This is a genomic window from Rhodococcus sp. EPR-157 (genome assembly GCF_001647195.1).
Classification (GTDB): Bacteria; Actinomycetota; Actinomycetes; order Mycobacteriales; family Mycobacteriaceae; genus Rhodococcoides.
In genome coordinates this window covers 1-18378 of sequence record NZ_LVCV01000110.1, presented here as the reverse complement: position 1 = coordinate 18378, position 18378 = coordinate 1, and the positions used below count along the sequence as shown (strand labels likewise).

Annotated in this window: 19 protein-coding genes and 1 tRNA gene; 8 read left to right on the top strand and 12 right to left on the bottom strand. The window is 63.2% G+C overall.

What is annotated here, in order from left to right; all coding sequences use genetic code 11:
- The first annotated feature begins 55 nt into the window (after window positions 1-55).
- Entirely contained in the window at window positions 56-586 is a 531-nt protein-coding gene (locus A2J03_RS04385; protein WP_231912358.1) for a PadR family transcriptional regulator, read from the top strand.
- Here the strand turns inward: A2J03_RS04385 and A2J03_RS04380 are convergent.
- Genes A2J03_RS04380 through A2J03_RS04365 form a run of 4 tightly spaced genes read right to left on the bottom strand, consistent with a single transcriptional unit; the run spans window position 571 to window position 4301 of the window.
- Complete coding sequence (locus A2J03_RS04380) at window positions 571-1161, bottom strand: class I SAM-dependent methyltransferase (RefSeq protein ID WP_068370179.1); 591 nt, start codon at window positions 1159-1161, stop codon at window positions 571-573. The genes A2J03_RS04385 and A2J03_RS04380 overlap by 16 nt on opposite strands.
- Window positions 1162-1207: 46 nt before the next feature.
- Window positions 1208-2359 (bottom strand): sulfotransferase family protein, encoded by a 1152-nt coding sequence (locus A2J03_RS04375; RefSeq protein WP_068370177.1) that lies wholly within the window; start codon window positions 2357-2359, stop codon window positions 1208-1210.
- An 8-nt stretch (window positions 2360-2367) separates the two neighbouring features.
- On the bottom strand, window positions 2368-3144 hold the full coding sequence (locus tag A2J03_RS04370) for an SDR family oxidoreductase (protein WP_068370175.1): 777 nt from the start codon (window positions 3142-3144) through the stop codon (window positions 2368-2370).
- Window positions 3141-4301, bottom strand: coding sequence for a hypothetical protein (locus A2J03_RS04365; protein ID WP_068370220.1), 1161 nt, complete (start codon window positions 4299-4301; stop codon window positions 3141-3143). The genes A2J03_RS04370 and A2J03_RS04365 overlap by 4 nt, the downstream gene beginning before the upstream one ends.
- 194 nt (window positions 4302-4495) lie before the next feature.
- Here A2J03_RS04365 and cysD point away from each other — a divergent pair, with 194 nt between their 5' ends.
- From cysD to A2J03_RS04350, 3 genes are read left to right on the top strand one after another with little or no spacing between them, the layout of a single operon-like run.
- Window positions 4496-5407: a sulfate adenylyltransferase subunit CysD gene (gene cysD, locus A2J03_RS04360; RefSeq protein WP_068370173.1), complete on the top strand. Its 912-nt coding sequence runs from the start codon at window positions 4496-4498 to the stop codon at window positions 5405-5407.
- Entirely contained in the window at window positions 5407-7242 is a 1836-nt protein-coding gene (gene cysC / locus A2J03_RS04355) for an adenylyl-sulfate kinase (protein WP_068370171.1), read from the top strand. Before cysD ends, cysC begins: the two co-directional genes overlap by 1 nt.
- A 17-nt stretch (window positions 7243-7259) precedes the next feature.
- Entirely contained in the window at window positions 7260-8342 is a 1083-nt protein-coding gene (locus A2J03_RS04350; RefSeq protein ID WP_068370166.1) for a 3'(2'),5'-bisphosphate nucleotidase CysQ, read from the top strand.
- Window positions 8343-8371: 29 nt separating this feature from the next.
- On the opposite strand, the gene A2J03_RS04345 is transcribed toward A2J03_RS04350, so the two are convergent.
- Window positions 8372-9553, bottom strand: a complete 1182-nt coding sequence (locus tag A2J03_RS04345; RefSeq protein WP_068370163.1) for an erythromycin esterase family protein — start codon at window positions 9551-9553, stop codon at window positions 8372-8374.
- 59 nt (window positions 9554-9612) lie between these two features.
- Here A2J03_RS04345 and A2J03_RS04340 point away from each other — a divergent pair, with 59 nt between their 5' ends.
- The gene (locus tag A2J03_RS04340) at window positions 9613-10347 is read left to right on the top strand and encodes a TioE family transcriptional regulator (protein ID WP_442971318.1); all 735 of its coding nucleotides are present in this window, start codon (window positions 9613-9615) and stop codon (window positions 10345-10347) included.
- On the opposite strand, the gene A2J03_RS04335 is transcribed toward A2J03_RS04340, so the two are convergent.
- From A2J03_RS04335 to A2J03_RS04325, 3 genes are all read right to left on the bottom strand, one after another.
- Window positions 10344-11240 (bottom strand): hypothetical protein, encoded by an 897-nt coding sequence (locus A2J03_RS04335; protein ID WP_068370215.1) that lies wholly within the window; start codon window positions 11238-11240, stop codon window positions 10344-10346. The genes A2J03_RS04340 and A2J03_RS04335 overlap by 4 nt on opposite strands.
- Before the next feature lie 49 nt (window positions 11241-11289).
- Window positions 11290-11964 (bottom strand): TetR/AcrR family transcriptional regulator, encoded by a 675-nt coding sequence (locus tag A2J03_RS04330; protein WP_197480617.1) that lies wholly within the window; start codon window positions 11962-11964, stop codon window positions 11290-11292.
- A gap of 71 nt (window positions 11965-12035) precedes the next feature.
- On the bottom strand, window positions 12036-13241 hold the full coding sequence (locus tag A2J03_RS04325) for an oxidoreductase (protein ID WP_082897579.1): 1206 nt from the start codon (window positions 13239-13241) through the stop codon (window positions 12036-12038).
- A gap of 183 nt (window positions 13242-13424) precedes the next feature.
- On the opposite strand from A2J03_RS04325, the gene A2J03_RS04320 reads away from it, so the two are divergent.
- Window positions 13425-13862, top strand: coding sequence for a type II toxin-antitoxin system Rv0910 family toxin (locus tag A2J03_RS04320; RefSeq protein WP_068370158.1), 438 nt, complete (start codon window positions 13425-13427; stop codon window positions 13860-13862).
- 52 nt (window positions 13863-13914) lie between these two features.
- Here the strand turns inward: A2J03_RS04320 and A2J03_RS04315 are convergent, their stop codons facing one another.
- The 3 genes from A2J03_RS04315 to A2J03_RS29705 all read right to left on the bottom strand — a co-directional run bounded on the left by A2J03_RS04315 (window position 13915) and on the right by A2J03_RS29705 (window position 17302).
- Window positions 13915-16269, bottom strand: coding sequence for a transketolase-like TK C-terminal-containing protein (locus tag A2J03_RS04315; protein WP_068370154.1), 2355 nt, complete (start codon window positions 16267-16269; stop codon window positions 13915-13917).
- Between the two features lie 272 nt (window positions 16270-16541).
- Window positions 16542-17066, bottom strand: a complete 525-nt coding sequence (locus A2J03_RS04310; protein WP_068370209.1) for a flavin reductase family protein — start codon at window positions 17064-17066, stop codon at window positions 16542-16544.
- Window positions 16949-17302, bottom strand: coding sequence for a 3,4-dihydroxy-2-butanone-4-phosphate synthase (locus A2J03_RS29705; RefSeq protein ID WP_231912360.1), 354 nt, complete (start codon window positions 17300-17302; stop codon window positions 16949-16951). The genes A2J03_RS04310 and A2J03_RS29705 overlap by 118 nt, the downstream gene beginning before the upstream one ends.
- A 334-nt stretch (window positions 17303-17636) precedes the next feature.
- Between A2J03_RS29705 and A2J03_RS31990 the strand changes: the two genes are divergently transcribed.
- Window positions 17637-17867, top strand: a complete 231-nt coding sequence (locus A2J03_RS31990; RefSeq protein ID WP_068370151.1) for an alpha/beta fold hydrolase — start codon at window positions 17637-17639, stop codon at window positions 17865-17867.
- Between the two features lie 94 nt (window positions 17868-17961).
- Here the strand turns inward: A2J03_RS31990 and A2J03_RS04300 are convergent.
- Window positions 17962-18034: transfer RNA gene (locus tag A2J03_RS04300), tRNA-Arg, on the bottom strand.
- A 126-nt stretch (window positions 18035-18160) separates the two neighbouring features.
- Between A2J03_RS04300 and A2J03_RS04295 the strand changes: the two genes are divergently transcribed.
- The coding region (locus tag A2J03_RS04295) for a hypothetical protein (protein ID WP_156520194.1) at window positions 18161-18378 on the top strand (218 nt) is incomplete at its 3' end.

Sequence of the window (18378 nt, the reverse complement as noted above, 5' to 3'; positions counted from 1 at the left end):
CGAATCCCAGCATCAACCTCCCACTGTGGAATGTCAAGGTGTGTCAAGATGGGTCGTGACCGATGATCGATCCTTGAATGCCACGGCCGGTTCACTCCTGGGGTTCCTCCATCGCGGCCCCATGACCGGGTGGGACCTGCATGCCACGGCGCAGGCGTGCATCGGCGGATTCTGGACCGTGACCCGCAGTCAGGTCTACCGGGAATTGTCCGCGTTGACGACGCGCGGATTGGTCGAAGAAGGGCATGTGGGCGCGCGAGCGCAGAAGCCGTTCACCATCACCGACTCCGGCAGGGCCGCGTTCGCACAGTGGATCGATCGCGAGCCCGGTGACGCGACAATCCGACACCCACTGCTCCTCACCACGGCGTTCGGGGCGCACCTGGAGCCAGGACGGCTCGCCGCGATACTCGTGGACCACCGACGTCGCCATGCCGAAACGCTGGCCGGGTATCGAGCGCAACGAGACGCCTCCGACGGCGCGAGCGTATTCGATCTGGCCACACTGGATTTCGGCATCAGGTACGAGGAAGCGACTCTCGAGTGGTTCGATGCCCTACCTGAACAACTTCACGCCAACAGCTGAGGCGCCCTCGCGACGGTGACAGCCCAGTCTGCGCCGTCGTGCCACGGCCGCAGGTCCCACGTGGCGAAGCGGTGCTCGACGCCGAGTCCGACTGCAGCGAGATCGTCATCGAACCGATGCACTGTGTAGTCCCTGTCGGTCGCGAATCCTGCGACGAACAGTCCGCCGGGCCGAAGGTGCGCGACGATTCGCGTGAGTGCAGAGCGTTCGGTCCCCGGTTCCATGAACACCATCACGTTGCCCGCTGCAACGATCGCGTCGAACGACGTCCCGAGATCGAACTCGGTCAGATCCGCTCGATGGACGCTGATGCTCGTGTGCTGCCGAGCCGCCTCGACGAAGACCGGATCGAGGTCCACTGCGGTCACCTGATGACCGCGTCGGGCGAGCTCGGCGCCGAGTCGTGCTGTGCCGCAACCTGCATCGAGCACTGCGCTACCCGGAGTCAACAGCGCATCGACCATTCGAGCTTCGCCGTGCAGGTCGACGCCGCGGGACTCCAGTCGCGCGAATCGCTCGACGTAGCTCTGCGACTGAGCCTCGGTGTTCTCGCTCTGCCAACGTGTCGGAGCCATGCCGCCACCCTAGCGCCATGCCGCCACCCTAGCGCCATGCCGCGACCTAGCGCTGTGCGGCCGCGAACCTACGATCCACCTCGTCGCCGTCGAGTCCGAAGTCGCCGAGGGTGTACTTGTGCGACGGGCGACGGGATCCGCTCCGGCTCTCGGCGTGCATGGCATCCATGGCGGTACGGGCGCTGTCGGTGAGAGTGAGGCCGAAGTACTGATACACCTGCTCGACGGTGCCGAGCGGATCGGCGACGAAGTCGTGGTAATCGACGTCGAAGAACTGCGCCGCCGGGGCGCGAGTGCGCGCTGCCGAGAAGGCGTGAAGCCCGCGTTCCCACAGGTCGAGTTGGGTACGACCGATGACCTCGCCTTCGAACTTCTGGCTCCACCCGGCTGTCGCCTGTTCGGCGAGGCTGCACATCGACGGCATGATCGTGCGGGGCTCCCGATGCGTCTGAATGATCAGCGCGTCAGGATAAACCTCCAGCAACTCCTCCAGCGCGAACAAGTGGCTGGGGTTCTTCAGTACCCATCGTCGATCGACGTCGTGCATCCCGATGAGCTGGAGGTTCTTACGATGACGCCGGTAGGCCGCGGTCCAGCTCTGCTCGGCCAACCAGGCCGAGTAAGTGGGTACGTACGCGAGGCACTCGTAGGCGATCGACTGCACCGACTGGCGAAGCAATTGCCAGCATTCCTCGACCTCGGAGGCCGACATGTAATGCACACCCATGAATTCGGGGTGCTCGACATGGTGTTGGGCGAACCCTTTCTCGATCTGAGCGAATATGGGATTGGACTCCCAGGTATTGCGTGGTGGACGAGGGTGCGGCATTTCCGTCAGCCACATCTCGAGCCCCTGGTGCGCCGGGTCGACGGTCAACAAGCGGTGCAGCGCGGTGGTGCCCGTCCGGGGTAGACCGGTGACAAAGATCGGCCGATCGATCTCGACCTGTTCGTGTCCCGGATTGTTCTTCCATGCCTGTTCGCTGAGCAACCTCGCGACCAGTGCGCCTTTGAGAAAGAACCTGTTCATCCGAGATCCGAGCGGTGTCAGTTCTGCCTCGCGCCGGTAGGAGTCGAGAAGCACCTCCAATGCTTCGACGTAGTCGTCGGCCCCGAAGTCGTCCAGCCCGGTGACCTTCGTCGCCGACGCGTGCAGATCGGCTGCAGTGCCGACATCGGTGCGTTCGGTGCTCGTCATCGATACTCCTAGTGGTGGTATTCGCCGCAGTTGACGTCGAGACACTGACCGGTAATCGCGCGGGCGAGCGGAGAGGCGAGAAACACCACCGCGTCGGCGATCTCGTCGGGCTCCGGTAGACGCCGGAGATCGGTGGCGGCCGCGGTCTGCTGGTAGATCTGTTCACTGGTGGTGCCGTACTTCTCCGCCATGTGGGCGAAGTAGCCCTGTAGCGTCGCTCCCCAGATATAGCCCGGTGCAACGGTATTGACCCGCACGCCCTGTGGGCCGAGTTCGCTGGCCAGCGTCTGGGACATCGCGAGCAATGAGGCCTTCGCGATCTTGTAGCTGCCGTACTTCGGTTGCGAATGTCGAATGACCGCCGAGTTGATCATCACGATCGATCCTGTCGAGTCCGCCAGAGCGGGTGTGAAGAGCTGCGAGAGCCGCAACGTGCCGAACAGTGACAATTCGAGACCGCGACGGATGACGGATTCGTCGGTGTGCGCCAGGTCTTTCATCGACGGGATCGAAAACGCATTGTTGACGAGAGCGTCGACGTGCCCGAAGGCATCGACCGAAGACTCGACGAGTGCTGCAGCCGACTCCGCGTCGGTGATGTCGGCGGTCACCACCAAGGCCTGACGGCCCAGCGCTGCAATATCTTTCGCGACCACTTCCAAGTAGTCCGTCGACCTGGCCGCGAGCACCACATCGGCTCCGGCGGCAGCGCTACGCAATGCGATGGACCTGCCGAGTGACGGTCCGACTCCGGACACCACGACGACCTTGCCCTCGAGCATCATCCGAGCATCCGTGTCTCGACGGCTGTCCGACGTGCTTCTATTCGCGCTGCGAAGTCCTGCGGGCTGATCTTGTTGGTGTCGTAGTAGGGCAGTGTCGACGCGACCTGGTCGATGTCGACGACCTCTACGCTCGGTCCGTCCGCCGGCGTCATCTCCCGTGACACCCGTTGCCAGCGGAACTGAGCGTATCCGCGAGGATGGCCCGTTGTCTCGATCCAGTTGGCCACCTGTGGGTTTCGCTCACTGATGACGAGTCGAATGAAACCGTCCGGGTCGAGCTGCGCTTGGTCGGCTGTCAGCGACGTCTGATGATGGATGTAGTCGAGCGAGATGTACCACATACTGCCCAGTTGAAATCCCTGGTACGGCGCGTCGGACTTCGGGACGGTGATGATCATGGCTTGGTCGTCGCGTAGGTCGTAGTGCCCGGCGGAGGAGTACTGGGTGCTCAATCCGCCGGGTGTGAGGCGCGGTTCGGTCATCGTGTTGACCTCGAGGTTCAGATAGAACCACTGAGGGAACTGCAGAAACGTTCTGAGCCGGCCGAGCAGCATCTTGCCTGCAGTCGAATACCGCTTTGCGACGGCTTCTTTCGTGCGAACCGTCGGTACCTCCTCGTTGCTTCCGACGCGGCTGATCGTCAGAGTTCCCCGCGATGCGGACCAGTCGCTGTAGACCTCGCGTACGACGAGCATCGACGATCCCTCGCCCAGCGTGAAGTGGTTTCTCTCTTCGGATGGGCGACCGAAGTGCACCTCGAACGATCCGTCGGGCTCGATGTGAATGGATCGATCGTCGAAGGCGGTGAGGCTGTCGGGAACATCGACGGGGGAGTAGTCACCCTTCAGGATCTGAAAACTCAGATCTGTTGTCGTCCCGCGCTTTCCTGACACCACGTACTCGTGTTCGTCGCTGATGTTCGCGTGGAAGTACAGGGTGTCCGGGTTGTCGAGACCCATTTTCGTGTACGGGCCGGTGGAGGAAGCAAAGATCGGAAACAGTGGGTCGTACGCCCAGGCCATCTGCAGTGAGGCGCGAATGCTCCCGGCCAGGTAGTCGTACCCCTCGACGAGGTCGAGTTCGCTCCGAACGTGCGGTGCATCCTCGATGATCTTCTCGGCAGAAGCGATTGCCTCGACGAATGAATCGGTGAGCACGCTGAGCTCCTCGCTGCCGGTGTGTAGAACAGGTTGCAGAAATGACAATAGAACGTGTGCCTGTGGCGGTCAATGCTTGACGCAAGGGGCTTGGGCGAGAACGTTGACCTACTGATAGAACAGGTTCTATTATTTCGCCATCGAGCGTGAGCCGAGTCGGTCCAGCTAGGTACCGACCGATCGGAGGGGACGCCATGTCGACCACGTACCAATTGACGCATCTCGGTGCGTTGGAGGCCGAAGCCGTCCATATCTTCCGCGAGGTCGCGGCGACGGCGGAACGGCCGGTGCTGCTGTTCTCCGGCGGCAAGGATTCGGTCGTGATGCTGCACGTCGCGGCCAAGGCATTCTGGCCGGCACGGATTCCGTTCTCCGTCATGCACATCGACACCGGGCACAACTTCGACGAGGTCATGGCGTTCCGTGACGCAACTGCTCTGGCGTCGGAAATCGATCTCATAGTGGCTTCGGTGCAGGACGACATCGATGCCGGTCGCACCGTCGAGGAAACAGGTCCGCGCGCAACGCGGAACAGGCTGCAGACCGCGACCCTGCTGCGCGCTATCAACGAGCGGCGTTTCGACGCAGTGTTCGGCGGGGCGCGTCGTGACGAAGAGAAGGCGCGCGCGAAAGAGCGGATCTTCAGCTTCCGCGACGAGCACGGGCAGTGGGATCCACGCAAGCAGCGTCCGGAACTGTGGCAGTTGTACAACGGTCGACACCGGCAGGGCGAGCACTTTCGGGTGTTTCCGCTGTCGAACTGGACCGAACTCGACATCTGGCAGTACATCGCCGCCGAGGACATCGCGTTGCCGAGCATCTACTACGCCCATCGGCGGACGGTGATCTCGCGGGACGGAATGCTCTTGGCGGCAACACGATTCGTGACTCCGGCAAACGGGGAGGAGCCGTTCGAGTCGTTGGTTCGATTCAGGACGGTCGGCGACGCCACCTGCACCGGCTGCGTCGAGTCCTCAGCGGCGGATGCGGATGCCGTCGTCGCCGAGATCGCGACGACCCGCACAACCGAACGCGGGGCGACCCGAGCGGATGACCGCATCTCGGACACCGGAATGGAAGACCGAAAGAAGGAGGGCTACTTCTGATGTCGCAGCTTCTCAGGGTGGCCACGGCAGGCAGTGTCGACGACGGCAAGTCGACGCTGATCGGGAGATTGTTGTACGACTCGAAGTCGATCTTCGAGGACCAGTTGGACGCTGTGGAACGGACGAGTCGCGAACGCGGCGGTGACACGGCCGATCTTGCGCTACTGACCGATGGACTGCGAGCCGAACGCGAGCAGGGCATCACTATCGACGTCGCGCACCGCTACTTCGCGACCGCGGAGCGCAAGTTCATCATCGCCGATACCCCTGGGCACGAGCAGTACACGCGCAACATGGTGACAGGTGCCTCGACCGCCGATGTTGCTCTGATCCTCGTCGATGCCCGAGCGGGTGTGCTCGAACAAACCAGGCGGCATGCGTTCCTGGCGTCACTGCTGGGGATCCCGCACCTCGTTCTGTGCATCAACAAGATGGATCTCGTGGACTGGTCCCAAGCCAGGTTCGAGGAGGTGAAGGACGAGTTTCGAGACTTCGCGGCGAAGCTCGACGTACGAGACCTGACGTTCGTACCCATGTCGGCCCTCGACGGCGACAACGTGGTCCATCGAACTCAACGGATGCCCTGGTACGAGGGAAGTTCGCTGCTGCATCACCTCGAGGACGTGCACATTTCCTCGGACCGCAATCTGATCGATGCCAGACTTCCGATCCAGTACGTCATTCGGCCCAAACAAGCTCGTTACCAGGACTTTCGTGGATACGCCGGAACCGTGGCGAGCGGGGTGTTCAAGACAGGCGACGAGGTGGTGGTGTTGCCGTCCGGATTCTCTACGCGTATCAAGTCGGTCCGGGGTCCAGGTGGCGCCGAGCTGACGGAGGCGTTCGCACCCTCGGCGGTCTGTGTAGAGCTCGAGGACGACATCGACGTCGGGCGAGGACACATGCTCGCTCGTCCGAACAACCGCCCGCTCGTCGGGAGCGAGATCGATGCGATGGTGTGCTGGTTGACCGACGAGACGACGTTGCACGTCGGAGACCGCTACCTCGTGATGCACACGACCGCGACAACACCCGCCACGGTTCTCGAGCTGGACTATCGGCTCGACGTCAATACGCTGCACCGCGTCACGCCGACAGACACGTTGGCACTCAACGAGATCGGTCGAATCCAGATCCGGACGCACAGTCCGCTGCTGTTCGATCCGTACCGGCGCAACCGGGTCACCGGCAGCTTCCTCCTCGTCGACGAACGCTCGGGTGCCACTGTGGCGGCGGGCATGATCACCGGCCCGACACCGGCATCGACCAACGTCGTCTGGAGTACCTCTCGCATCGATCGTGCGCAGCGCGCGACGAAGGGGGCGACGATCTGGATCACCGGGCTGTCCGCCTCGGGCAAATCCACGATCGCCGCCGAGTTGGAACGTCTGCTGGTGGCGTCGGGCCGGCCGGCCTACCGTCTGGACGGCGACAATCTACGCCACGGGCTCAATTCCGACCTCGGCTTCTCGAAGGCCGATCGCGCCGAGAACGTGCGCAGGGTCGGTGCGGTCGCGGAGTTGATGGCCGACGCAGGTCTGATCACGCTGGCGTGTCTGATCAGCCCGTATCGAAGTGATCGGGACGCTATCCGCAGGTCGCACGAGGCCGCAGGGTTACCGTTCTACGAGGTCTTCGTCGACACTCCCATCGAGGAGTGCGAGAAGCGAGATCCCAAGGGGATGTATGCCCGCGCCCGCGCGGGTGAGATCACCGGCTTCACCGGCGTCGACGATCCCTACGAAGTTCCGGAGCAGGCCGACCTGGTGTTGAAGCCCACTGATGGTGACCTTGCTGCGCAGGCGGGGAAGATCATGGAATTGTTGGGCTGGTGACAACACCACCTTCGCCCATGGACGACGCGCACTTCGCAGCGGACGTAGCTCGCGCGGCCGGGCAGTTGCTGCTCGAGGTTCGGGCGAGCGCCCACGAGACGGGCCGAGAACTGGGTCGGCTCGGCGACGCCGCCGCCAACACCTTGATACTCGACAGGCTGACATCGGAGCGGCCCGAGGATGCCGTGCTGTCGGAGGAGTCTGCCGACGACCTGACTCGCCTCGACGCGCAGCGAGTCTGGATCATCGACCCGCTCGACGGCTCCCGTGAGTACGGAATGGCTGGCCGCGACGATTGGGCTGTGCACGTCGGGCTCTGGGAAGCGGGCGTCGGAATGACGGCATCGGCGGTCGCGCAGCCCGCAATCGATGCGGTCTATTCGACGGCGGATGTGAAAGGCCCTGCGCCGCAATCGGGTAGGCCCAGGCTGGTGGTCAGCGACAGTCGCCCGCCGTACTACATGGAGGCGCTGGCCGCGGACGTCGACGGAGACGTCGTGACGATGGGTTCCGCGGGTGCGAAGGCGATGGCCGTCGTGCGCGGCGAGGTCGACGCCTATGTGCACTCGGGTGGGCAGTGGGAATGGGATTCGGCGGCGCCCGTCGGTGTTGCACTAGCGGCAGGCCTGCACTGCTCGCGTATCGACGGATCGCCGTTGCTGTACAACCGGACTCATCCCTATCTTCCCGACCTGCTGATCTGCCGCCCCGAGCTGGCCGAACCGCTGCTCCGCGGCATCGCGACACATGCGACACGGCAGGCGGATACAGGCCGGGTCGCGATGGCACGGGAGTACATCAAGTCGCTCGTCAGTCACGACGCAACCAAACTCCGATTGAGTGATCGCTGCACGCGTATCGAGAATGGAAAAGCCACAGGCGATTCCGGGGCGTTCGTGCGTCGCGAGATCGAGGAGGGGCAGCAATACAGGTCGATCGTCGGGGTGCACGATCTTACGTTCACCGAGTGGGACACCAATGTGGTCGCGCGATTCACGCTCGAATTCGACGGGGGAGTGCGCGTGAAGATCACCGAACACTTCGAGATTCCGGCCGGTGATATCACCGCCATCACCGCGATCATCGAGCCCAGTGCCTAGCAGTCCCCGGTCGTTCCAGGAACCAGCCGCTACAGCGCGTCCCGGACGAACAGCACTGCGTCGTGCTCCCTCACTTGGCCGGGATCCATCGGCGCATAGCCGAACCACGGAGACACGCGGGGCTCGAATTCGGCCGACAACGCCCGTGCGTCGACGACGAACCGGTCTCTGCCCACGGAATAGAGAAGCCCTTCGACGGTGCCCGAAGGTGGGACGCCCACTCCGTGACCGCGGATCGTCCCCAGTGCAGTCGGTACGAATGCGTACTCCTCCTCCAGCGCGCTGCTGACAAGGGCACCGGCACTCCACCATTCGATCGGCCCACCCCATATCTGCATCGAGCTCAGTTGCCGCTGCAGGTGACTGTTGTGGGCATGAGCGAGGGTCGGGGCGCGTCCGGCGAGAGCCAGTAGATTCTCCGCCATCATCGAATCCCGCAGTCCGCACAGCCTTCCCATGCGAGCAGGGGATGCGTCGGCCATCGCGTGGTGGTATCGCAGCAGTCCGACGGCAGTGCGCCCGTACAGGCGTGCGCGGTCCACAGCGTCCCGCGAGGTCACCGCGAGGAGGTGAGGCACGTGCATGTCGAGAAGCGATACAAGGTCGTCGGCGTGTATCCGTAGGTTCACGGCCTCGGCGCTCTGACCGATGGACTGCGACGGGTCCATCATCGCGTTCGGGTCTTGCCACCGTTCGTCCTCGCCCAGCAATCGAGACAGAGCTTCGGCACCGACAGGCATGAGACCGGGATCGATCCATTCGACCAAGTACGCATGCAGGCGGGTCAGCGGATCCCGTGGGCTGAGGGCGGACTCCATCTCCATCGGTCCGTCGAAACCGGCGAAGTGCAGCATCTCGGACGCGGGTCGGCCGTCGTTGTATTCGCGCATCCACCGCACCAGATCACGGTTGCCCGTGCATTTTCCCCATCCGTGACTGAATCCCTGTTCCATGACATCGTCGAATGTGCCTGTGGCGGAGGTAATGTAGTCGTCCACCGCCAACCCCATCAGGCAACTGCTTTCCAGCGTGATGGTTCGGTATTCCTCGTGCTCGACGAGATGGCGAAAGACCTCGTTGCGGACGTCGAGCACAGTGTCGACGCCGTGGGTGGGTTCACCGATCGCGAGCAGTCGAGGACGTGTGGGAAGCAGTGCCATGACCGCAGCCGCATCGATGGGATGGATGGCATCGTCGAGCGAAGTAGGCATGCTTCAACCGTATCGTTGAACTGTCCATTGAAGCTTTGGAATCAATTAGGCGGCTGATCGTGGAAAACCCTCAACCGCGTAGGCGGCTGCGGCCGATAGACCTCGCTCGTGAGCATGGGCTGTCCACGCAGGCGATCCGCAACTACGAAGCGGCCGGAATCCTCCCGCAGGCTGAGCGGACCTCCAGTGGATACCGGACGTACACAACTGTGCACGCGCATTCCGTTCGCGCATTTCTTGCGTTGATTCCCGGCCATGGTCACCAGAGGTCGACGTCGATCATGCGCGCAGTCAACGTCGATGCCACCGACGAAGCGTTGCAGCTGATCGATAGGAGTCACATTCAGCTCATCGACGATCGGCGGACCCTGCTCGCCGTGGAGAACGCGCTGGTAGGACTGGGAACTTCGGCTGAGTTCGAGTCCGCAACGGCGACCTTCGGCACGATGTTCATCGGACCGCTTGCCCACGCGCTGGGTATCAAGGCCGCGACGCTACGAAAGTGGGAGAGCGCAGGGTTGGTGCAACCGGACCGTGATCCGCAGACTGGATATCGCATCTACTCGGAAGTCGATGTGCGGGACGCCCGGCTGACCCGTCAGCTCAGGCGAGGCGGCTATCCCCTCGATCGGATTGCGCCTTTCCTCGCCGAAATACGCACCGCCGGTGGGCTCGAGCCACTCGAAGCGCTCCTGGTCGAGTGGCAGGACCGACTGTCCGCCCGTGGTCGTTCATTGCTCGCCGGTGCCGCCGAGTTGGACAGGTACATCCGCGTGCGAGAGGGCTCGCCCTAACGGGTGAGGTCGTCGACGACGCTTTGGAGTTCGGCAGTTCGACCCTCGGCGTCGGCAAGCACCCGTCGTAGTCGACGTGCCTCGCGTCCCGTCGACTTCTCGGCGTCGCGCGCCTTCGCTTCCTCGCCCTCGGCCGCATGCAGTTCGACCCGCAGCCGCGCGAGCAGTTCCTTGACTTCGGTGAGGTGGCTCTGCGCGTCATCGAGGTCCGACTCGGCAGCCTCGGCGGCACCGCGAGCCGAAGCCTCGTCTTCCTTGGCGTCTACAAGGGCCTCCCTGGCCTCCGCGAGTGCCCTCTCGGCTTCTCGTCGGTGTTCCCGGTCATGCTGCAGGTCAGCGTCGTCCTCGAGTTTCTCGGGTAGTTCCGACTTGGGCGGTGAGTCGCCGGTGTCCGGTACGAGGGAGAGGGAGGCGGGCCCGAACCCGCTGTACGACTCGGCTGTCAGTACCCGTCCGGATCGGACCCGCACTGCGATGTCGGGATCGGCGAGGGCCGCTCCCAAAGTCTGGCCGACTTCGCGGGATGCGTTCTCGTCGAAAGTTTTTCCTTGACTACGTGCAAGTTCGGCTGCACGCGAGGTCAGCGATTTGATTGCCTTCTGTCGCGCGGTCGACAGCTCACGGAGATCGCCGGTGTTGGATTTGCGTTGGGCTTCACGCAGGCTGTCGCCGATATCGAACAGCTCAGCGATGTCCTCGGGCGCCTCCCGCACGAGGAGGTTGACCGTCCACGCGACGGTTGTGGGCTTTCGCAGGCTGCCGATTGCACTCGCGAGTGCACGGTTGCCGGACTTCTTGGCGGCCGCAGCGGCGGCTTTGCGGGCGGCCACGAACTCGGCCGGGTCGATGGCATACAACTCGGCTGCGACGTCGTCGAGCTCCGAGTCGGACATGTGCGTCATTCTCGCACCGCCGAACGAACAAGCCCCCGAGGAGCGCCGGTTACGTCGAGCGGTCGGTTCCCAACAGAGTGGCGACGGCGTTGTCCACCGAGAGCGTCGGGTCCAGGGCCGGGCCGGAACGCAGGCACGCAACGATCAGATGAGTGAGCCATCCGACCATGTGGTCGATCGTGAAGCTGGCCTCGTCGTCGAGCCAGCGCGCGGTTGCTTCGTCGATTGCTGCCACTGTGCTGCGTCCGACCATCTTGACTGCGGCGTTGTCTGCATCGAGTCCCAGCAAAGCCGCTGTTCCGGACAAGACCACCGTGCGGGCATTGTCGAACACTTCCCACGCTTCGGGATCTGCTCCTCTGCCGCCCAGCACCATACGCAGCGCCAGCCCTCGATGGAGGCTGAGGTAGGTCAAGTGCGCGGTCAACGCAGCTCGTATCTGCACATCCGGTGTCGAATCGGGAATGCCCGCGAACGCCTCGGACATTCCGGCGGCCGTTGCCCGCATCGCTTCGAGGTAGATACCTCTCTTGTTACCGAAGTAGTGGAACAGTAAGCCGTGGGCAACGTCTGCCGCTTCCACGATGTCCGCGACGCCGACCTTGTCGTAATCGGCCTCGGCGAACAGTTCCACCGCCGCGTCGATCAGGCGCTGACGGGTTTCGGCTGCTCGAGCGGCTGCCCGGGAGGCCCGGGCAGCCGGTTTGGCGGAACTATCTGGCACCGCGAGTCCAATCTTCAAGGCCTACTACCCACCCGGCGGTCGCCGACGGTGGATAGAATCCTAGGTGCTGATCAGATGATCGGCGTGATGTGGTCGTGCAGTTCGACGCCGAGGAGGGCTTTGCCGTACGTCTCGATCGATACGCGCGGAAGCATGACGGCGTGGCGGGCAGCGACGTTGGAGTCTCGCCAGATGCGCTGGAGGGCGTTGACATCGGCGAAAGCACCGGCGCCGGTGGCGTCGATGAGTATGTTGAGTGCTTCGGTGATGCTGCGTAGTGCAACGGCTGCGTCACCACGGATTCTGGCGCGCGAGAGCAGGTCCGGATACTCACCGGCTTCTGCCGCACGTTGGACGTCCTCGGCTGCGCGGTAGGCATGCAGGTGGGCTGTGTCGACCTTGAGTGCGGCTTCGGCGAGCATCATCTGAAATGCCACCGAGTCGGCTTGGCGCTCGAACACGGTATAGGCCAGCGCTTTCCCGGCTGCCTTCGTTCGGACGAGCTCGAGTGCGGCGCGGCCCATTCCGAGCTGCGGACCGACAAGCACCATGACGAGCATGGGGCCGAAGGCAGAGCGTGCGAACGCGGAGTCGGTGCGGTCAGCGACGTTTGATCCGGAGAACGCCGGGATCATGGACAGCATGCGGTGTTCGGGTACGAATACGTCCTCGGCGACGACGGTATTGCTGCCGGAGGCCCGCATGCCGGCGACGAACCAGGTGTCGTCGATGCGGTAGTCCGAACGGGGGATCAGCGCCATGCCCTGATCGAGTAGGTCACCGTCGTCGTCGTTGATCAGCAAACCGCCGGTGAACCAGTTGGAATGCAGGCTCGCCGAAGCGTAGGGCCATGTGCCGGAGACAAGGTAACCGCCGGGTACTGGGCGTGCCGTCCCGCCGGGGGACACGACTCCGGCAATGATGGCGTCCGGTCCGTCGGCGTAGACCTCGGCCTGGGCTTGATCGTCGTAGAGTCCGACGGCCCAGTCGTTGACGTTGGACAGGGTGGTCACCCAGGATGCGCCTGCGTCTCCTTCTGCGATGATCGCCGACACGTCGAGCATGGTCCTCAAGTTGGTTTCGAGGCCTCCGAAGCGTTTCGGTGCCGCCACCCGGAAAGCCCCCGCGCGTCGGAGTGCGTCGACAGTGTCTTCGGAGAGCCGTCGTGCCTTCTCGTTCTCGAACGCATTCGCTTTCAGCTCCGGGACGAGCGCGCGCAGATTGTCGAGCACATCGACACCGGTCTCGACGGATTGAACTTCGGTCGAACTTGTCATGGCTTCTCTCTTCGTTTCGGCCTTGCGCCAACGAGAGGCGGTCTGGCATCGGAATCGTGAGCATCATCGCTTCGTGCGATCTGTGTCACTCGAAAATAGGGGTCGGTTGACCTGATGTCAATCTTGACTTCAAATCAATTCTATGGGGTGATTACCCGATAGCTCCCTCAGGAAGGAACCGATATGCCGATCATCACCATGACGCAAGATGTGCCTGCTCCACAGGAGAAGGTGTGGGCGACGCTGTCCGACACGAGCACCTTCGAGAAGTGGCATGCACTGCACGCGGGGTGGGAGGAAATGCCGCCCAGTGAGCTCGAAGTCGGATCGACGATGGTCGAAAAGATCAAGATCGCCAGCATCACCGACACCATCGAGTTCCGGGTGGAAGCGCTTCGCCCGCCTCGGGAACTGGTTCTCGTCGGATCCGGGTCCACAGGCTCGAAGATTCGTCTGAAGATGCAGTGCGATGGCCGCGGGAGTGGATCGACTGTCACTCTCGATTTGGAGGTGACCAGTCCGCTGTTGTTCGGAGTGGTAGGCAAGGCGTTGCAGGGCACGTTCAAGAAGAAGCTCACGGCAACGCTGGACGGGCTCGCAGCGTATCTCGAAGCCAACTGACGTGGGTTGGCCCAAATGGGCTGCGGCGTAACCCTGTTCGAGTCGACTGTCGTCAGTGACCGGTGACGTCGAGTGCAGCGCCGACGATGGAGTCGGTGTCGATGTGATGGTGCTTGTACACCTCGTCGAGTGATCCCACCTGCCCGAAGTTGCTCACTCCCAACGACGTCGACGCCACTCGGTTGACGTTCGCGAGGAACGCAAGAGTGTGCGGGTGGCCGTCGAGCACCGTCACCATCGGCGTCGCTCGATCCGCGGGCAGGAGTTGATCGAGAATCCAGGACTCGCCGACGTGCTGACCTTTCCTCGCCTGCACTGCTCGGAAGAGTTCGCCCGGACTGGTGATGCACAGAACGTCCGCGATCACGCCGACCTGCTCCAGTCGCTCGGCCGCATCCAGTGCCTCGGTGATGACGGAGCCCATGGCCGCAATAGTCACCGTTGCACCTTCGCGACGCACCAGCGGGTATCCGCCCGCAACGACCTGACGTCGTCGACGTTCTCTGGCAGCCGGATCGGTGGGAACGTCGGCCTTCGCCTGGTCGACGGGGCGCGTCGACAATCGCAGGTACGCCGAGGTGCCGTCGGGCCGGCCGAGCCGCGCGATGCTGGCGAGCAGGGTCCATTCGACGTCGATGGCGAATGCAGGTTCATAAGTGATGCAGCCGGGCTGTTCGAGTCCGATCGACGGTGTCTTGATCGATTGGTGCGCACCGCCTTCCGCGGCAAGCGTGACTCCGGACGGAGTGCCGACGAGGATCGACTGACCACCGGCGTAGATGCCGTACGACCACGGTTCGAGAGCGCGCTCGACGAACGGGTCGTACATGACACCGATCGGGAACAGCGGCTGTCCCCAACGGCTCCAGGTGGCACCGAGTTCGCCCATCAGTCCGACGAGGTTTGTTTCGGCGATGCCGAGTTCCATGTGCTGGCCGCTCGGACCCTCGCGCCAGTGCATGATCGTTTCGGAGTCGTCGCCGAACCAGTCGTGCCGATCCGACGAGGACCACACGCCGACCTTGTTGACCCAGCCGCCGAGGTTGGTGGTCGAGCTGACGTCTGGACTGACCGTGACGACGCGACGAGCCGCGTCCGGTGCCTCGCGGGTCAGGTCGATCAGAGTACGGCCGAGAGCGGCCTGTGTCGTCGCCGTGCCCTTCGGGGTTCGACCGATGTCGGTGGGAATTCTAGGCGGCTCGGTGTAGGGGACCGATGTGCGACCAAGACGTTCGGCAACCTCGGTGCACAACCTCCCGGGCTTACTGTCGTCGTCGAACCTGCCCCACGGGGAACTCGGGTCGGTACCGAGTGACACCGCGAGAGTGGCATATTCCTCGACGGACAACAATGAGGAGTGGTTCTGCGGATGTCCCTGAGTAGGCAGACCGAAGCCCTTGACCGTGTAGGCGATGATGACCGTCGGACGGGTGTCGTCGATGTGAGAATAGGCCTCACGAAGCGCGTCCAGATCGTGCCCGCCGAGGTTGCGGATCGACTCGGTGAGCATGGCGTCATCGAGATCGGCAATCAGCCCGGTGATGGCCGTCGCGTCGGATCCGTTTCCGGGCAGGCGGTTTCGCACCTCGGCCGCCGAGCAGCGCAGCAGACGCTGATACTCGGGGTTGGGCATGTCCAGAATGCGGCGACGCAGCGCGTCACCGCCGGTGCGGGTGAACAGGTTTTCGAGCAGACGGCCGAATTTGACGGTGATGACCTGCCACCCTGCGGCGTCGAACATCTTCTCGAGACGGCGTGCGGCGATGTTCGGCACCACCCGATCCAGTGACTGGCGGTTGAGGTCGACGATCCACACGATCTCGCCGAGTTCTGCGATACCCGGGTCGATGACTGCTTCCCACACCGCCCCTTCGTCGAGTTCCGCGTCGCCGACCAGCGAATATTGCCGTCCGCTGAAGCGGCCGGTGCGGGGGGTGGAGTCGGTCGCGCCGAACCGGTCTTCGACGAAGCGTCTTGACATCGCACCCCAGATCGGTGCAGTGGCACCGATTCCCACCGAACCGGTCGAGTAGTCGACGGTGTCGGGGTCTTTGGCACGGGACGGGTACGACTGCAGACCGCCGTACGCGCGGAGCGTCGTCAGGTACTGCTCATCCAGCTCGCCGAGGAGATAGTTGATCGCGTGGAGCACCGGGGAGGCGTGAGGTTTGACCGACACACGGTCTCCTGGCTGCAGTTGCTCGAACCACAGCGACGTCATGATCGAGACCATCGACGCGCAGGAGGCTTGGTGGCCGCCGACCTTCAGCCCGGTCGAATTGGGGCGAATCCGGTTGGCATGGTGAATCATGGACGTCGACAACCACAGCACCCGCTCGGCGATCGCGTGCAAGTCTTCGCCATCACCGGTGGGCGAACGGCGGCCGGCGGGGCTGATGCTGGTCATGAAGATGCTCCTGAATCGGCGATGAGAATCGTCCCGGTGTCGGCTGAGGGCCGGAGGGCACGTGATGTCGAACGGACGACAGGGGGACCGAGTGTGGTCCTGTGGTCCGGACGGGCGTTCGGGTTGCGAATCGCCGAAAGGGTGTAACTGTGTTCGATGAAGAACAGTGCATCAGTGGTTCTGCTTGTTGCGCAAGTGTTGCCCTGCACATGATGCAGATTGCATTGTTTGCGACCGCGGGGAGGCGACATTATTGGTCGGATTGACCTTTGTCACCGCGTGTCGGTGGTGAGGTTCGAGCCGATCAACGAAAGGGGCGTGGTCCGAGGCGGATGGGGTGTGAGCGATCCGAAGGTCCGCAGGCTGTATGCCAGCGGGGCATTGTCGCCGATCGAACAGTCGACAACTTCGCCGAGAATCAGCGTGTGATCGCCGCCGGCCACGTCGGCAGCGACAGTGCAGTGCAACCACGCGGACGTGCCGGGAAGACGAGGTGCACAGCTACTGAGCTGCCATCCGGAACCGGCGAACCGTTCCTCGCGGGGGCCGGCGAAGCGTGCAGCGGACTCGTGCTGGTCGACGGCGAGGATGTTGACTCCGAAACTTCGGGTTCGCCGCACGATGTTCAACATCGACGACGCGTTGTCCAGCGCCACCGACACCATCGCTGGATCGAGGCTCAGGGAAGCCAACGAGCTGACGGTGGTGCCGTGCGGTACACCGTCCTCGTAGGAGGTGACGATGGCAACGGGTCCGGTGACGCGCGCCATTGCGTCCTTGAACGTTCGGATGTCCATGAGAGTGAGTTCTCCTGTGTACGAGGTGTCTTCGAGGACGACTGGTCGTTGGATACGTCGTTCGGTGCGTGAAGACCGGGAGGTTGTGCTTCTGCGGTGAACCTCGCCGGTTCCGCTGATGGATCGAGCAGTCGGCGAGCCGTGATCGCTCGGTCGGCCGCAGAGATACCTGTGGTTGTTCCTGTGATCGTGTGCGCGGCGAAGACGACGAAGCCGGCGCGGTGTGTGGATGCCACGACGATCGGACCCGGATGCAATGGCACAACTCGGCACCGTCACGACGTGATCCGGTTGCGATGTCGGTCAGTATTGCCATGACATTTACCTTTCGAACCGGGCAGCACGGCCGACTATGCCACCGAACCTAGGCGTTGGTTGACTTAATGTCAATACTGACATGAAGTCAATCGAAGTTGCGTGACGCGGGTCGCGAACTGGCGATACGACGTCGCTGGGCGGCCCAGCAGCTCCGGTAGAACCGTCATGTCCCCACTCCCGGGGTTCGGAGATTCTCAATTCTCGCGCGCCGGAACAACTTCCGAAGGACTTGAGGTGCAGTGACCGCCATCTGTGAGGCTCGACGTCCGGGCCGCAGCGTTCATCGGGCATTCGATGGGTTCGATCGTGGCCATGCGACTTGCGATCGCTCATCCGGACATGGTCGAACGGCTCGTGATCATCGGAGGGCCGATTACTGTCGTTGATCGGGCTGGCGCGAAATCAGGTCAAGACCTAAGAATGTTGCCGTGCAACGTAATAGAGACTGTCATGGCTAAGGCGTACGGGATTGGCGATGCCTGAGCGGGAGCGGTAGTGCCCCTGACTGTCCGGCATTCGAGAAGCGGCACGTTCGAACCTGCGCCTCGCGGCGCAGGTTCGAAGGTGACTATTTGGGTGCCCCCGGCAGGATTCGAACCTGCGGCCTTTCGCTCCGGAGGCGAACGCTCTATCCCCTGAGCTACGGGGGCCCGCCGAAGTTCCGGCGTGCCTGTGGGCGGGTCCAAGACTAGCGCATCACATTCGTCACCTGAAATCACCCTCGTGTTGACGTGTGGGGAGGAGAGTCGAGGGATGTACACAAGGAAGGGACGCCTGTGACCGCTCACGAGTACTCGACCGAAGACCTCGATCTCGACCTCGCGTGGTGGGCTGCCGCCAACTACTTGACCGTGGCCCAGATCTACTTGAAGGACAACACCCTGCTGCGCGAGCCCCTCGATGCATCGCACATCAAGCCGCGGCTGCTCGGCCACTGGGGGACCAGTCCCTGTCTGTCGATGGTCTACACGCTGTTGAACAGACACATCAAGGA

Coding starts and splice junctions, on each gene's coding strand:
- A2J03_RS04370 (WP_068370175.1), bottom strand. CDS start 3,144: ATGATGCTCGAGGGCAAGGTCGTCGTGGTGTCCGGAGTCGGACCGTCA.
- cysC (WP_068370171.1), top strand. CDS start 5,407: ATGTCGCAGCTTCTCAGGGTGGCCACGGCAGGCAGTGTCGACGACGGC.
- A2J03_RS04310 (WP_068370209.1), bottom strand. CDS start 17,066: ATGGACATCCGAACGTTCAAGGACGCAATGGCGCGCGTCACCGGACCC.
- A2J03_RS04315 (WP_068370154.1), bottom strand. CDS start 16,269: ATGACCAGCATCAGCCCCGCCGGCCGCCGTTCGCCCACCGGTGATGGC.
- A2J03_RS04380 (WP_068370179.1), bottom strand. CDS start 1,161: ATGGCTCCGACACGTTGGCAGAGCGAGAACACCGAGGCTCAGTCGCAG.
- A2J03_RS04345 (WP_068370163.1), bottom strand. CDS start 9,553: ATGCCTACTTCGCTCGACGATGCCATCCATCCCATCGATGCGGCTGCG.
- A2J03_RS04375 (WP_068370177.1), bottom strand. CDS start 2,359: ATGACGAGCACCGAACGCACCGATGTCGGCACTGCAGCCGATCTGCAC.
- A2J03_RS04320 (WP_068370158.1), top strand. CDS start 13,425: ATGCCGATCATCACCATGACGCAAGATGTGCCTGCTCCACAGGAGAAG.
- cysD (WP_068370173.1), top strand. CDS start 4,496: ATGTCGACCACGTACCAATTGACGCATCTCGGTGCGTTGGAGGCCGAA.
- A2J03_RS04350 (WP_068370166.1), top strand. CDS start 7,260: ATGGACGACGCGCACTTCGCAGCGGACGTAGCTCGCGCGGCCGGGCAG.
- A2J03_RS04325 (WP_082897579.1), bottom strand. CDS start 13,241: ATGACAAGTTCGACCGAAGTTCAATCCGTCGAGACCGGTGTCGATGTG.
- A2J03_RS04335 (WP_068370215.1), bottom strand. CDS start 11,240: ATGTCCGACTCGGAGCTCGACGACGTCGCAGCCGAGTTGTATGCCATC.